Below are 13,919 nucleotides of genomic sequence, written 5' to 3'. Positions count from 1 at the left end.
AAACCTTTCATCTTCACGCCAGCTCAGGGCGGTCGCGAAACTGCGCCAGGGCCTCCGGATTGGCCAGCGCGTCGGTATTTTTCACCGGCTCGCCGTGCACCACGTTGCGCACCGCCAGTTCGACGATCTTGCCGCTGATGGTGCGGGGAATATCGCTGACGGCGAGGATCTTCGCCGGCACATGGCGCGGCGTGGTGTTGGCGCGTATGACCTGGCGGATCTGGTGCTCCAGGGCTTCGTCCAGTTCGATCCCGTCATCGAGACGCACAAACAGCACCACGCGCACATCGTCCTGCCAGCGCTGGCCGATGGCCAGGCTCTCCAGCACCTGCGGGACTTTTTCCACCTGGCGATAAATCTCTGCAGTGCCGATGCGCACGCCGCCCGGGTTGAGCACTGCGTCGGAGCGGCCATGAATCAGCAGGCTGCCGTTGGGGCGTAGCTCGGCGTAGTCGCCCTGGGCCCACACGCCGGGAAACTGGCTGAAATACGAGGCGCGCAGCTTCTTCTGGCCGGGGTCGTGCCACAAACCGATGGGCATCGCCGGGAAGTGGCGGGTGCACACCAGTTCACCTTTTTCCCCGAGCAACGGTTGGCCCCGGTCGTCCCACACCTCGATAGCCATCGCCAGGCTCTTGCATTGCATTTCACCGCGCCGCACCGGCAGCACCGGGTTGCCGATCACAAAGCAGGAGACGATGTCGGTGCCGCCAGACATCGATGACAGGCACAGCTCGGCCTTGATCTCGCGGTACACGTAGTCGTAACTCTGGGGCGACAGGGGCGAGCCGGTCGAAATCAGGCCTTTGAGGCTGCTCAGGTCGTGGCTCAGGCGCGGTTGCAGCCCGGCCTTTTCCAGGGTGGCGAGGAACTTGGGGCTGGTGCCGAACACGCTGATCTTTTCCGCGTCGATCAGGTCGATCAAGCGTTCCGGGCCGGGATGAAACGGCGAGCCGTCATACAGCACCGCCGTGGCCCCGATCGCCAGCACCGAGACCAGCCAGTTCCACATCATCCAGCCGCAGGTGGTGTAGTAGAACAGGCAGTCCTCGCGGGCTATGTCCGCGTGCAGGCCGTGTTCCTTGAGGTGGGTGAGCAGCACGCCGCCGGTGCCATGGATGATGCATTTGGGCACGCCGGTGGTGCCGCTGGAATAGAGGATGTACAGCGGGTGATCGAACGGCACCGCAATGAACGCAGGCTCGCCGCCGGGTTGGTAGAAGTCATTCCACAGCGCAACGCGGGCCGGGGTCTGATAGTCCTCGACGCAGGCCTGGGGCCATGCATACGGGACGATGATCAATTGCTCCAGGGACGGCAGGCGTTCTAGGATTTCATTGAGCTTGGCGCTTTGGTCGATGGTTTTGCCGGCGTAGCGGTACCCGGCGCAGGTGATCAGCACCTTGGGCTCGATCTGGCCGAAACGGTCGATGACGCCTTGTGTGCCGAAGTCTGGTGAAGAGCACGACCAGATCGCGCCCAGGCTGGTGGTGGCGAGCATGCCGACCAGGGTTTGCCAGGTGTTGGGCATGCAGGCGGCCACCCGGTCGCCGCTGCCGACCCCGGCCGCCCGCAGGCTGTCTTGCAGGCCGGCGACATGGGCGGCCAGCTCGGCATAGGTGAGTTGTTCGCGCTGGCCGTCTTCGCTGATCGCGACCACGGCCGGGTGATCGTCGCGTCGACGCAGCAGGTGTTCGGCAAAATTCAGGGTCGCGCCCGGAAACCACTGGGCGCTGGGCATCTCGGCGTCTTCAATCAACACCGCGCTGGGCGGGCTGCGAAACTGCACATCAAAGAACGTGACGATCGCCTGCCAGAAGTCCGGACGCTGGTCGATGCTCCACTGATGCAGGGCCGGGTAGTCGCTGAGCTGCACGCCGTGGCGATCATTGATAAAGCGCCGGAACTGGTCCATCCGTGTGTTGTGGATGCGTTCCGGGGAGGGTTGCCAGAGAATCTCGGACATCAGCAAGGTCTCTTATTCTTTTGTATGAATCTAACAATCAACACATTGATTTTCTGTGTTTGGTTTATTGGGCCAGCCAGCCGCCATCAATGTTCCACGCCGCACCCCGCACCTGGGCACCGGCCTCGCTGCACAAGAACAGCACCAGCTCACCCAACTGCGACGGCGTCACAAACTCCAGCGACGGCTGTTTCTCTGCCAGCAGATCCTGCTGCGCCTGCTGCGGATCGACGCCATTGGCCACGCGATCATCAATCTGCTTCTGCACCAGCGGCGTCAACACCCAGCCGGGGCAGATCGCATTGCAGGTGACGTTACTGGTGGCGGTCTCCAGGCCCACCACCTTGGTCAAGCCGATCACGCCGTGCTTGGCCGCCACATACGCGGCCTTGCCCACCGAGCCGACCTGGCCGTGCACCGAGGCGATGTTGACGATACGCCCCCAACCCTTGGCCTTCATGCCTGGCAGGCTCAAGCGCGTACTGTGGAACACCGACGATAGGTTGATGGCGATGATCGCGTCCCAACGTTCTACCGGAAAGTCCTCCACCGCCGCCACATGCTGGATGCCGGCGTTGTTGACCAGAATGTCGACACCGCCGAACTCACGCTCGGCGTAGGCGAACATGTCCGCTATCTGCGCCGGGTCGCTGACGTCCGCCGGGTGGTGGCCGACCTTGCCGCCGAACGCCTGCACCTGGGCGGCCACCGCGCTGGCGTCGCCGAAGCCGTTGAGGATCAGGTTGGCGCCCGCCTTGGCCAGGCTCAGGGCGATGCCCAGGCCAATGCCGCTGGTAGAGCCGGTAACCAGGGCGGTCTTGCCGTTCAAAGTCGTCATGAAAACCTCACACAATGCCGGTGGCGTAGAAAGTACCGATCACCACGAACACCGCGAGGGTCTTGATAATCGTGATGCCGAAAATGTCCTTGTAGGCTTCGCGGTGGGTCAGGCCAGTCACCGCCAGCAGCGTGATCACCGCGCCGTTGTGGGGCAGGGTGTCCATGCCGCCGCTGGCCATGGCGGCGACCCGGTGCAGCACTTCAAGGGGGATATTGGCCGCATGGGCCGCCGCAATAAAGCTCTCGGACATGGCCGCCAGGGCGATGCTCATGCCACCGGACGCAGAGCCGGTGATACCGGCCAGCAGGGTCACGGTGATCGCTTCGTTGACCAGCGGGTTGGGGATGCCCTTGAGCCAGTCCGCCAGTACCAGAAAACCCGGCAGCGAGGCGATGACTGCACCAAAGCCATATTCGGAAGCGGTGTTCATCGCCGCCAGCAACGCGCCGCTGACTGCGCTTTTGCTGCCCTCGGCGAGCTTGCTTTTGATCGCCGCCCAGCCAAACACCAGCACCATGATGATGCCCACCAGCAACGCCGCCTGCACTGCCCAGATCGCGGTGAGCTTGGCGATTTCAGTGGTGACCGGCGCGCTCATGCCCGGCAGGCTGAGGCTGTGGGTCTTGCCGTACCACTGCGGGATCCAGTGGGTGAACAGCAGGTTCATCACGCCCACCAGGAGCAGCGGCGACAGCGCGATCCAGGGGTTGGGCAGGGCAATGTTCTCGGCGGTCTCAGGCTCGTTGCGCAACTCGGTGCCATAGCCTTCACCCGCGCGCTGGGCCTTGTTGCGCTGGCGCGCCAGGTAGAGCATGCCGGCGCAGAACACGAAGATCGTGCCGATCAGGCCCAACCACGGCGCCGCCCAGGCAGTGGTGTTGAAGAAGGTGCTGGGGATGATGTTCTGGATCTGCGGCGTGCCGGGCAGGGCGTCCATGGTGAACGAAAACGCACCGAGGGCGATGGTCGCCGGGATCAGGCGCTTGGGGATATTGCTCTGGCGGAACATCTCCGCCGCGAACGGGTACACCGCGAACACCACCACAAACAGCGACACGCCGCCGTAGGTGAGCAGGGCGCAGACCAGCACGATCACCAGCATCGCCTGGCGGGTGCCGAGCAGGCGGATCGCTGCGGCCACGATAGAACGCGAGAAGCCCGACAGCTCGATCAGCTTGCCGAACACCGCACCGAGCAGGAACACCGGGAAATACAGTTTGATGAAGCCGACCATTTTCTCCATGAACACCCCGGTAAAGGCAGGGGCGACGGCGGATGGGTCGGTGAGCAGCACGGCGCCGAGGGCGGCGATGGGGGCAAACAGGATAACGCTATAGCCACGGTAGGCAGCCAGCATCAGCAGCGCAAGCGCGGCCAGGGCAATGATCACACTCATGGTGTGTCTCCATCGGATTGTTATTTTTGTGGGTGAAGCTTTGGGAAGGCTCTAGCGAGATGTGTGCCATGTTTTCAAGCTGTTGAAATATATGAATATTTTATGATTTCTTTTGATGGATTTTGAGTATTGTCTCAATATGGAGACAAGCACGGATCAAATGTGGGAGGGGGCTTGCCCCCGATAGCGGTGCATCAGCCTGCAGATGTGTTGACTGATCTGATGCTATCGGGAGCAAGCCCCCTCCCACAGGGAGTGTCTTTGTATGGAGAATTTTGTCTCTGCTTGGAGATTAGGCGATCCCCAGCGCCACCATCTTCTTGTACAGCGTCGACCGCCCCAGCCCCAGGCGCCTGGCCGCCTCCACCACATTCCCACCACACGCCTCGAGGGCCGCCGCAATCACCTGCCGATCAAACCGCGCCCGCGCCGCTGCAAACGTCTCCCCCTCAACCGTGTCCACCGCACCGCGTTCCACCGGGCTGAGCGTGCCAATCGCCGCACGAATTTCGCTGGCGTTCAACACAAGGTCATCGCTCAGTAACGCCGCCCGCTCCAGCACGTTGCGCAGCTCGCGGATATTCCCTGGCCACGCATGTTGCGCCAGCAACGCCAGTGCCTCGCGGTCCAGTTCATGTTGGCTGCGCAGCTCCTCGAGGATCGCTTCGCTCAGTGCCGGAATATCCTCCAGCCGCTCACGCAGCGGTGGCACTTGGATCGGCAACACATTCAGGCGGTAATACAAGTCCGCACGGAACTCGCCGCGTTTGATCGCCGCTTCCAGGTCCATGGACGTCGCCGCGATCACCCGCACGTCGCTGTGCAGCATCTCGTTGGAACCCACCGGTTCGAATTCCTTTTCCTGCAACACCCGCAGCAGCTTGCTTTGCAGCGGCAGCGGCATATCGCCGATTTCATCGAGGAACAGCGTGCCACCCTGGGCAATCTGGAATTTACCCGGACGGCCCTTGCGATCGGCACCGGTAAAGGCCCCCGGCGCGGTGCCGAAGAATTCGGCTTCCAGCAGGTCATGGGGAATCGCGGCACTGTTGATGCTGACAAAGGCTTTGTGCGCACGCGGCGAAGCACCGTGAATCGCTTGGGCCAACAGTTCCTTGCCGGTGCCGGTTTCGCCCAGCAGCAGCACTGGCGACTCGGCGCTCGCGCTGCGCCGCGCACGGCGTTTGACTTCGAGGCTGGCGGCGCTGGTGCCAATAAAGTGCGCGAAGTTGTACTTGCTCTGGCGTGAGCGCAGCAACGAGCGGGTGGAGGCCAGTTCCTGCTGCATGCTCAGGTAGCGTTCGATCAGCGGCGACAGGTTGCGCAGCTCATCGAACAAGGCAAAACCAATCGCCCCGATCACCGCCCCGGCATCGTTGTGGATCGGCAGGCGCATCACCACCAGCGGGCCTTTGGGGGTGTCCTGGATGTCCAGCAGAATCGGCCGGTCGGTGCGCACCACCTGGCGCAACAGGCTGTTGGAAATCACCCGCTCGCACGGCTGGCCGATGGCTTCATCGGCGCTGTTGAGGCCGAAGCGCTTGGCATAGCGCTCGTTCATCCAGACGATATTGGCGTCGCGGTCGACAATCACCGTGCCTTCGCTGGACTGCTCGATGATCTCGAACAGCGACTGGATCGCCAGGCCACGAACCTGTTGGTAGTCCTTGAGGCTGGTACTCATGACGACAGCCCGCCGGCCGCCGCCAGCAGTTCTTTGGTATACGGGTGCTGCGGCGCTTCGAACACGTCATGGCTCGGCCCGTGTTCCACTACCTTGCCGTCCTTGATCACAATCATGTCATGGGCCATGGCGCGCACCACGGCGAGGTCATGGCTGATAAACAGGTAGGTCAGGCCGTACTTTTCCTGCAACTCGCGCAGCAACGCCACGACCTGCTTCTGTACCGTGCGGTCAAGGGCGGAGGTGGGTTCGTCCAGCAGCATCAGCGCCGGCTTGAGCACCAGCGCACGGGCGATGGCGATGCGTTGGCGCTGGCCGCCGGAGAATTCATGGGGGAAGCGATGGCGGCTGGCGGGGTCGAGGCCCACGTCCTTGAGCACCTGGATTACTTGCGCGTCGCGGTCGGCCACGCTGCACGGCGCATGCACCTCCAGGCCTTCGCTGATGATCTGCTGCACCGACATGCGCGGGCTGAGGCTGCCGTAGGGATCCTGGAACACCACTTGCATCTGCTTGCGCCACGGGCGCATCTGTTTGTGGTTGAGCGGGTCGAGGGCCTCGCCCTGGAAGCGGATGCTGCCGGTGGAATCCAGCAGACGCAGGATCGCCTGGCCGAGGGTGGACTTGCCCGAACCGGACTCGCCGACGATCCCCAGGGTCTTGCCGCGCTGCACGCTGAGGCTGATGCCATCCACTGCGCGCAGGTAGGTCTTGCGCTGGAACAGGCCGCCGCCAAGGGGGAATTGCACGCTCAGGTCGTTCACTTCCAGCACGGTCTCCCGTGGCTCGCTGCACAGCACATCGCCGGACGGTTCGGCGTCCAGCAACAGGCGGCTATAGGGATGTTGTGGCGCCGTGAACAAGGTCTCGCAGTCTGCCTGCTCGACAATCTCGCCGGCATGCATCACGCACACGCGTTGGGCAATGCTGCGCACCAGGTTTAGGTCATGGCTGATCAACAGCAGCGACATGCCCAGGCGTTGTTGCAGGGATTTGAGCAGCAGCAGGATCTTGCGCTGCACGGTCACGTCGAGGGCGGTGGTCGGTTCGTCGGCGATCAGCAATTGCGGCTCACAGGCCAGGGCCATGGCGATCATCACCCGTTGGCGCTGGCCCCCCGAGAGTTGGTGTGGATAGGCCTTGAGGCGTTCCTGGGGTTTCTGGATACCCACCAGCTGCAGTAATTCGAGGATGCGTGCCTGCGCCGCCTTGCCGCCCAGGCCCTTATGCAGCAGCAAGGTTTCGCCGATCTGTTTTTCGATGCTGTGCAGCGGGTTAAGCGAGGTCATCGGCTCCTGGAAGATCATCGCAATGCGGTTGCCGCGCAGTTTCTGCAAGGTCGACGCCGAGGCGCCGATCAGTTCCTGGCCGTGATACTTCACGGAGCCGCGGGTGTCGGTGCCGGCCTCGGGCAGCAGTTGCAAAATCGAATGAGCCGTCACCGATTTGCCGGAGCCGGACTCGCCCACCAACGCCAGGCACTCGCCGGGGCGTACGTCCAGGCTCAGGTTGCGCACCACGGTCTGGCCGCTGAAAGCGACGCAGAGGTCGCGGATTTCGATCAGGTTCATATGCAGTCACTCATGAACGTGGGTCGAAGGCATCACGTAATGCCTCGCCGATAAAGACCAGCAGTGACAGGATCAGCGCCAAGGTGAAAAACGCCGTCAAGCCCAGCCACGGCGCTTGCAGGTTCTGCTTGCCCTGGGCAATCAACTCGCCCAGTGACGCACTGCCGGCCGGCATGCCGAAACCGAGGAAATCCAGGGCGCTCAGGGTGGAAATCGCACCGGTCAGAATGAACGGCAGGTAGCTCAAGGTGGCGGTCATCGCATTGGGCAGGATATGCCGACGAATGATCTTGCCGTCACCCAGGCCCAGCGCCCGTGCGGCCTTGACGTACTCCAGGTTGCGCCCGCGCAGGAACTCGGCGCGCACCACATCCACCAGGGCCAGCCAGGAAAACAGCGCCATGATGCCCAGCAGCCACCAGAAGTTCGGCTCGACAAACCCCGACAGGATAATCAGCAGGTACAGCACCGGCAGCCCGGACCACACCTCGAGGATGCGTTGGCCGAGCAGATCCACCCAGCCACCGTAATAGCCTTGCAAGGCCCCGGCGGCGATGCCGATGGCGGCGCTGATCGCGGTGAGTGCCAGGGCAAACAGGATCGACACCCGCGCGCCGAAGATCACCCGCGCCAGCACGTCCCGCGACTGGTCATCGGTGCCCAGCCAGTTCACCGTCGAGGGCGGGCTGGGGGCCGGGCGGGTCAATTCGTAGTTGGGCGTGTCGTCGCTGAACGGGATCGGCGGGAACAGCATCCAGCCGCCGTCCTGCTTGATCAGCTTTTGCACGTAGTCACTGCGGTAATCGGCCTGGAACGGCAGTTGCCCGCCGAACTGCTGCTCGGTGTAGCGCTTGAACGCCGGGAAATACAGCTCGTTCTTGTAGCTGAGCACCAGGGGTTTGTCGTTGGCGATCAACTCGCCGCCCAGGGTCAGGATAAACAGGCCGATAAACAGCCACAGCGACCACCAGCCGCGACGGTTTTTCTTGAAGCGTTCGAAACGCCGACGGGCCACGGGAGACAGGTTAAGCATCAGGCGTTCCTCGCGGCGAAGTCGATACGCGGGTCCACCAGGGTGTAGCAAAGGTCGCCGATCAGTTTTATCAACAGGCCAAACAAGGTAAAGATAAACAGCGAGCCAAACACCACCGGGTAATCCCGGGACACGGCGGCTTCGTAGCTCATGCGGCCGAGGCCATCGAGGGAAAATATCACCTCGATCAACAGCGAACCGGCAAAGAACACGCTGATGAACGCCTGGGGAATCCCCGAGATCACCAGCAGCATGGCGTTGCGAAACACATGGCCGTACAGCACCCGTCGTTCGCTCAAACCCTTGGCGCGGGCGGTCACGACGTACTGGCGCGTGATTTCATTGAGGAACGAGTTTTTGGTCAGGATGGTCAGGGTGGCGAACCCGCCGATCACCAGTGCGCTGACCGGCAGCACCAGGTGCCAGAAGTAGTCGGCGATCTTGCCCACGGTGCTCAGCTCGGCGAAGTTTTCCGAGACCAGCCCGCGCACCGGGAACCAGTTCAATGAGGTGCCACCGGCGAACACCACGATCAGGAACATTGCGAACAGGAACGCCGGCATCGCGTAGCCAATCACGATGGCGGTGCTGCTCCATACATCAAAACTGCTGCCATGGCGCACCGCCTTGCGAATGCCCAGGGGGATCGACACCAGGTAGGTGATCAGCGTGGCCCAGAGGCCGAGGGAAATGGTGACCGGCATCTTTTCCAGGATCAGGTCGATCACCGTGGCGCCACGAAAGAAGCTGTTGCCGAAATCCAGCTGGGCGTAGCTCTTGAGCATCAGCCACAGGCGTTCCGGTGCGGGCTTGTCGAAGCCGTATTGTTTTTCGATGTCCTTGATCAGTTTCGGGTCCAGGCCACGGCTGGCGCGGGAGCCGCTGCTGACACCGTCGCCGGATGAGCCGCCGACCGCGCCGCCACCGATACCCTGCAAGTGGGCGATGGCTTGCTCCACCGGCCCTCCGGGTGCGGCCTGGACGATCACGAAATTCACCAGCAGGATGATCACCAGCGTCGGGATGATCAGCAGCAGGCGTCGCACGATATAGGCAAACATCAGCGAGCTCCTGCGCGTTTTTTCAGTTCGGCATTCATTTGTTCATTCGTCAGCGGGGTAGGGCTGATTTCCCACCAGGTTTCCAGGGCTTCGTCATTCCTGGCCTCGATGGCCGGACGGCCGAAGCGGTTCCACCAGGCGGCGGATGTGCCGGGCGGGTAGTAATTGGGGATCCACAGGTAATTCCATTGCAGCACCCGGTCCAGGGCATGGGCATAGGTCAGCATCTGCGCCTGGGTGTCGGCCTTGACCAGGCCCTTGATCAGGCTGTCGACGGCCGGGTCCTTGAGTACCATGTAGTTGTTGGCGCCCGGATCGAACGCGGCGGCGGAGCCGAAGTAGTTGTACAGCTCCATGCCGGGCGAGGTGGTGACCGGGAAGCCCGTCACGATCATGTCGTAGTCGCGGGCCATCAAGCGGTTGACGTATTGCGAAGAGTCGATGCGGCGGATATTCAGGGTGATGCCGATCTGCGCCAGGTTGCGTTTGTACGGCAACAACAGGCGCTCCAGCCCGTTCTGGGCATTGAGGAAGGTGAACTCCAGCGGCTCGCCCTCGGCGTTGACCAGTTTGTCGCCGTCCGGCTTCCAGCCGGCGTCTTCCAGCAGGGCCAGGGCTTGCAGTTGCTTGTCGCGGATCATGCCGCTGCCGTCGGTGACCGGCGCCTTGAACACCTGGGTGAACACCTCGTCGGGAATCTGCCCGCGCAAGGGTTCGAGAATCGCCAGTTCTTGCGGGGTGGGCAGTTGGGTGGCGGCCAATGGGCTATTGGAAAAGTAGCTTTGCTGGCGGATGTACAGGTTGCGCATCATCTGCCGGTTGGCCCATTCGAAGTCCCACAGCATCGCCAGGGCCTGGCGCACGCGACGGTCCTTGAACATTGGTTTTTGCACGTTGAACACATAACCCTGGGCCGGTTGCGGCATGTCCTTGGCCAAGTGCGCGCGTTGCAGGCGGCCATCGTCCAGGGCCGGGCCGTTGTAGCCGATGGAATAGCCGGTAGCGGAAAACTCACGGTTGAAGTCGTAGGCGCCACCACGCAGTACCTGGCGGGCCACCTCGGTGTCGCCGAAGTACTCCAGGCTCAGGTGATCGAAGTTGTACAGGCCGCGGCTGACGGGCAAGTCCTTGCCCCACCAGTCGGGGTCGCGGGTAAAGGTGATGGTGCTGCCCGAATCGATCTTGCTGACCTTGTACGGGCCGCTGCCCAGTGGGGCCTCGTAGCCGCCGCCGTTGGCGAAGTCGCGGGTTTTCCACCAGTGCTCGGGGAACACCGGCAGGGTGGCGACATCCAGGGGCAGGGTGCGGTTTTCGTTGCTGGAAAAATCAAAACGTACCTGGCGCGGGCCCTCGACTTCGACGTGCTTGACGTCGGCGAACAGCGTACGAAAGCGCAGGCTGCCTTGGGTCATCAGCAGGTTGTAGCTGTAGCGCACATCCTCGGCGGTGATCGGCTTGCCGTCGGCAAAACGCGCCTTGGGGTTGAGGAAGAAACGCAGGGACAGGCCGTCGTCCGCGCGCTCCATCTTCTCGGCAACCAGGCCATACACCGTATAGGGCTCGTCCAGGGAGCGCAGGGCCAGGGGCGCATACAGCCAGCCGTCGACCTGGGAGACGCCGATGCCTTTGTCGATATACGGCAGCACATGGTCGAAACGCCCGATCTCCAGCGCCGAGCGCCGCAGGCTGCCACCCTTGGGGGCGTTGGGGTTGGCGTAGTCGAAATGGTTGAAGCCGGCGGGGTACTTGGCCGGCTCGCCGTAGACGGTCATGGACGGTTGGGGCGCCGCGATCACGGCGCTGCTGGCCAGCAGCAAGGCCAGGGAGGTACTGAGCAGTCTGGAAAAAGCCAATCGCATTGTCAGCCTTGAACGCCGGGTGAAGAGGAATAAGGATTTGTACGCTAACGGCATCAGCGTCGCCAGTCGTCACATGCACAACGGCCCACCAAGAGGCGGGCCGTTGTTTCAAGCAGCAGCGCGGACTGGATCAGTCCTGGCGGCTGGTGACTTCCAGCAGGTGGTAGCCGAACTGGGTTTTTACCGGGCCTTGCACGGTGTTGACCGGGGCGCTGAAGACGACGGTGTCGAATTCTTTAACCATCTGACCGGGACCGAACGAACCCAAGTCACCGCCCTGGCGGCTGGATGGGCAGCTGGAGTTGGCTTTGGCGATTTCTGCGAAATCGGCGCCGCCTTCGATTTGGGCCTTGAGTTCGTTGCACTTGTCTTCAGTGGCAACGAGGATGTGACGGGCGGTGGCTTTGGCCATGGGGATTAACTCCTTGAGTAAAAACGGTGAGCGTACCGGATTCAGGCGGTTATTTCCTGGCAAAGTTCCGCTGGGGTTCAGGTTGGGGGCGTTGAGCTTGGATATTGGCGTGATGGAGCGAGATTCAGGGCAGACTGATATCTGCCTGATGCATAGAGATCAAATGTGGGAGGGGCGGTGCGACGATTCGACTTGCTCCCGATGGCGGCCTGATAGCCGACCAGGATGTTAGATCAGACCGAGTACATATCCATTGCTGCGGTAACGGCCACTTAGGGTTCCGCCCTTACGGCGGGTCACTTTTGGAAAAGGGAGAGCGCCAAAAGTAACCAAAAGGGCTCTTGCCCCAACACTCGGCACCTCGCCTAGGCTCGGTGTGCCCGAACGCAGGCTTGAATCCGTGGGCCGCCGTCATGGGCCATCCTTGGCCCAGGACGGCTAACCCGGCGTCCTGCCGGGTTACCCACGGATTCAAGCCTGCGTTCGGCCAGCGTGTTTGACGGGGCGCCTAGGATCAAGATCAAAAGCCAGAGCCAGAGCCAGAGCCAGAGCCAGAGCCAGAGCCAGAGCAACAGCAACAGCAACAGCAGTGTTACGTGACATTGCCGGAATCATCTTATGCAGGTCGAATAAGTCCCCATCAATTCAAGACGATGTAGTCGTTCTGCTGAACGATCGGCCGATGGTCACCTTGCACCAGGTGCAGGTAGCGGCCGTCCACCAGGTCGATGGGCAGGCAGTCGTCGATGTCCAGTACGCCGTCGGTGTGGGCCTGGGACCAGTGGCGCAGCATCTGTTGCTTGCCCTTGCTGGTCGCCTCCTGTTTGTTGCGGGCGACCACCAGCAGGTAGTGGTGGGCCTCGCCAAAGCTGTTGGTTTCATAGCCGCCAAGGTTGATGAAGTACAGGTGGTGGGCGTCGGCAGCGGGGGCCAGTTGGCTGAGCTCGACCTTCCAGCCGTCGACGCCATCCACCGCCATCCACGAATCAATATGCACACCCTTGGGGCTGCCAAACCAGCCCTCGCGCAATTGCGGGTAGGTGGCTTCCAATGTGTCCGCCACGGCGAACACCACATCGTGAACTTCAATTTTTGCCCGTGGGTGCTTGCCCCCGAGCATCACGACAAACAGCATTGCAGGTCCTTCCTGGCGACTTGGCAAAGGGCAACCATACTTCGATTGAACCCTTTTGTCCGGCCAATGCCACACTGTTAATCCGCGAATTCATCAGGAGGTTGTCATGCGCACCATTGATCTGGCTGGCGTTCCCGTCCCTGTCATCGGCCAGGGCACCTGGCGCATGGGCGAAGACCCAGACCAGCACCGCGCCGAAGTCGCGGCATTGCAATTGGGGATCGATGAGGGCATGACCCTGATCGATACCGCCGAGATGTATGGCGAGGGTGGCGCCGAAACGGTCGTCGGCGAAGCCATTCGCGGCAGGCGTGAACAGGTGTTCCTGGTGAGCAAGGTCTACCCGCACAACGCCAGCCACAAGGGCGTACCCCGTGCCTGTGAAGCCAGCCTCCAGCGCCTGGGCACGGACTACATCGATCTGTATCTGCTGCATTGGCGTGGCCAGTACCCGCTTGAAGAAACCGTCGAAGCCTTCGAGCGCCTGCGTGAGGCCGGCAAGATCGGCCGCTGGGGCGTGTCCAATTTTGACGTGGCCGACCTGCAGGAACTCGCATCTGCGGCCTGCGCGACCAATCAGGTGCTGTACAACATTGAAGAGCGCGGGATCGAATTCGACCTGTTGCCCTGGTGGCAACAGCACCATTTGCCGCTGATGGCGTACTGCCCGATTGCCCAGGGTGGCGAGTTGCTGTCCAGCCAGACCCTCAAGCAGATTGCCCGCCGCCACGAGGTCACGCCCGCCCAGGTTGCCCTGGCCTGGGTGTTGCGCCAGGACGGTGTGATCGCCATCCCCAAGGCGGTCACCCCGGAGCATGTACGGCTCAATGCGGCCGCCGCCAAGGTGGTGCTGGATGAGCACGACCTCGATGCCATCGATCGGGTGTTCGGCGCACCCAAGCGCAAGCATCCCCTGGCGATGGTGTAGTTGGCTGGCAGGGAAGGTGCCATCCCTGGCACC

The 13,919-nt window shown here is 62.3% G+C and carries 11 protein-coding genes; 1 reads left to right on the top strand and 10 read right to left on the bottom strand.

All coding sequences use genetic code 11. The annotated features are described in order from the left end of the window. Positions 1-13 precede the first annotated feature (13 nt). From FIV39_RS22595 to FIV39_RS22545, 10 genes are all read right to left on the bottom strand, one after another. The gene (locus tag FIV39_RS22595; protein WP_090403364.1) at positions 14-1,966 is read right to left on the bottom strand and encodes an acetoacetate--CoA ligase; all 1,953 of its coding nucleotides are present in this window, start codon (positions 1,964-1,966) and stop codon (positions 14-16) included. Positions 1,967-2,030: 64 nt separating this feature from the next. Continuing rightward, positions 2,031-2,804, bottom strand: coding sequence for a 3-hydroxybutyrate dehydrogenase (locus tag FIV39_RS22590; RefSeq protein ID WP_090403366.1), 774 nt, complete (start codon positions 2,802-2,804; stop codon positions 2,031-2,033). A gap of 7 nt (positions 2,805-2,811) precedes the next feature. Beyond that, positions 2,812-4,203: a GntP family permease gene (locus FIV39_RS22585; RefSeq protein ID WP_090403368.1), complete on the bottom strand. Its 1,392-nt coding sequence runs from the start codon at positions 4,201-4,203 to the stop codon at positions 2,812-2,814. Positions 4,204-4,495: 292 nt separating this feature from the next. Further along, complete coding sequence (locus FIV39_RS22580) at positions 4,496-5,887, bottom strand: sigma-54 interaction domain-containing protein (RefSeq protein ID WP_090403369.1); 1,392 nt, start codon at positions 5,885-5,887, stop codon at positions 4,496-4,498. Further along, positions 5,884-7,458 carry an ABC transporter ATP-binding protein gene (locus FIV39_RS22575; protein WP_090403371.1) on the bottom strand — a complete coding sequence of 525 codons (1,575 nt, stop codon included), beginning with the start codon at positions 7,456-7,458 and terminating at the stop codon, positions 5,884-5,886. Before FIV39_RS22575 ends, FIV39_RS22580 begins: the two co-directional genes overlap by 4 nt. Positions 7,459-7,468: 10 nt before the next feature. Beyond that, on the bottom strand, positions 7,469-8,491 hold the full coding sequence (locus FIV39_RS22570) for an ABC transporter permease (protein ID WP_167361109.1): 1,023 nt from the start codon (positions 8,489-8,491) through the stop codon (positions 7,469-7,471). Further along, positions 8,491-9,552 carry a microcin C ABC transporter permease YejB gene (locus FIV39_RS22565; RefSeq protein WP_027608619.1) on the bottom strand — a complete coding sequence of 354 codons (1,062 nt, stop codon included), beginning with the start codon at positions 9,550-9,552 and terminating at the stop codon, positions 8,491-8,493. Before FIV39_RS22565 ends, FIV39_RS22570 begins: the two co-directional genes overlap by 1 nt. Beyond that, a complete protein-coding gene (locus FIV39_RS22560) occupies positions 9,552-11,411 on the bottom strand; it encodes an extracellular solute-binding protein (protein WP_090403373.1) in 1,860 nt (619 codons plus the stop codon). Before FIV39_RS22560 ends, FIV39_RS22565 begins: the two co-directional genes overlap by 1 nt. Positions 11,412-11,541: 130 nt before the next feature. After that, a complete protein-coding gene (locus FIV39_RS22555) occupies positions 11,542-11,823 on the bottom strand; it encodes a peptidylprolyl isomerase (RefSeq protein WP_044274278.1) in 282 nt (93 codons plus the stop codon). 640 nt (positions 11,824-12,463) lie between these two features. Beyond that, the gene (locus FIV39_RS22545) at positions 12,464-12,958 is read right to left on the bottom strand and encodes a DUF1543 domain-containing protein (protein WP_090403377.1); all 495 of its coding nucleotides are present in this window, start codon (positions 12,956-12,958) and stop codon (positions 12,464-12,466) included. Between the two features lie 106 nt (positions 12,959-13,064). Here FIV39_RS22545 and FIV39_RS22540 point away from each other — a divergent pair, with 106 nt between their 5' ends. Further along, positions 13,065-13,886, top strand: a complete 822-nt coding sequence (locus FIV39_RS22540) for an aldo/keto reductase (RefSeq protein ID WP_090403379.1) — start codon at positions 13,065-13,067, stop codon at positions 13,884-13,886. The last annotated feature ends 33 nt before the right edge of the window (positions 13,887-13,919 follow it).

The sequence above is a fragment of the Pseudomonas grimontii genome (genome assembly GCF_007858185.1).
GTDB lineage: Bacteria > Pseudomonadota > Gammaproteobacteria > Pseudomonadales > Pseudomonadaceae > Aquipseudomonas > Aquipseudomonas grimontii.
Note: the sequence above shows the minus strand (reverse complement) of the source record. Positions and strands in the feature narration are given on the sequence as shown.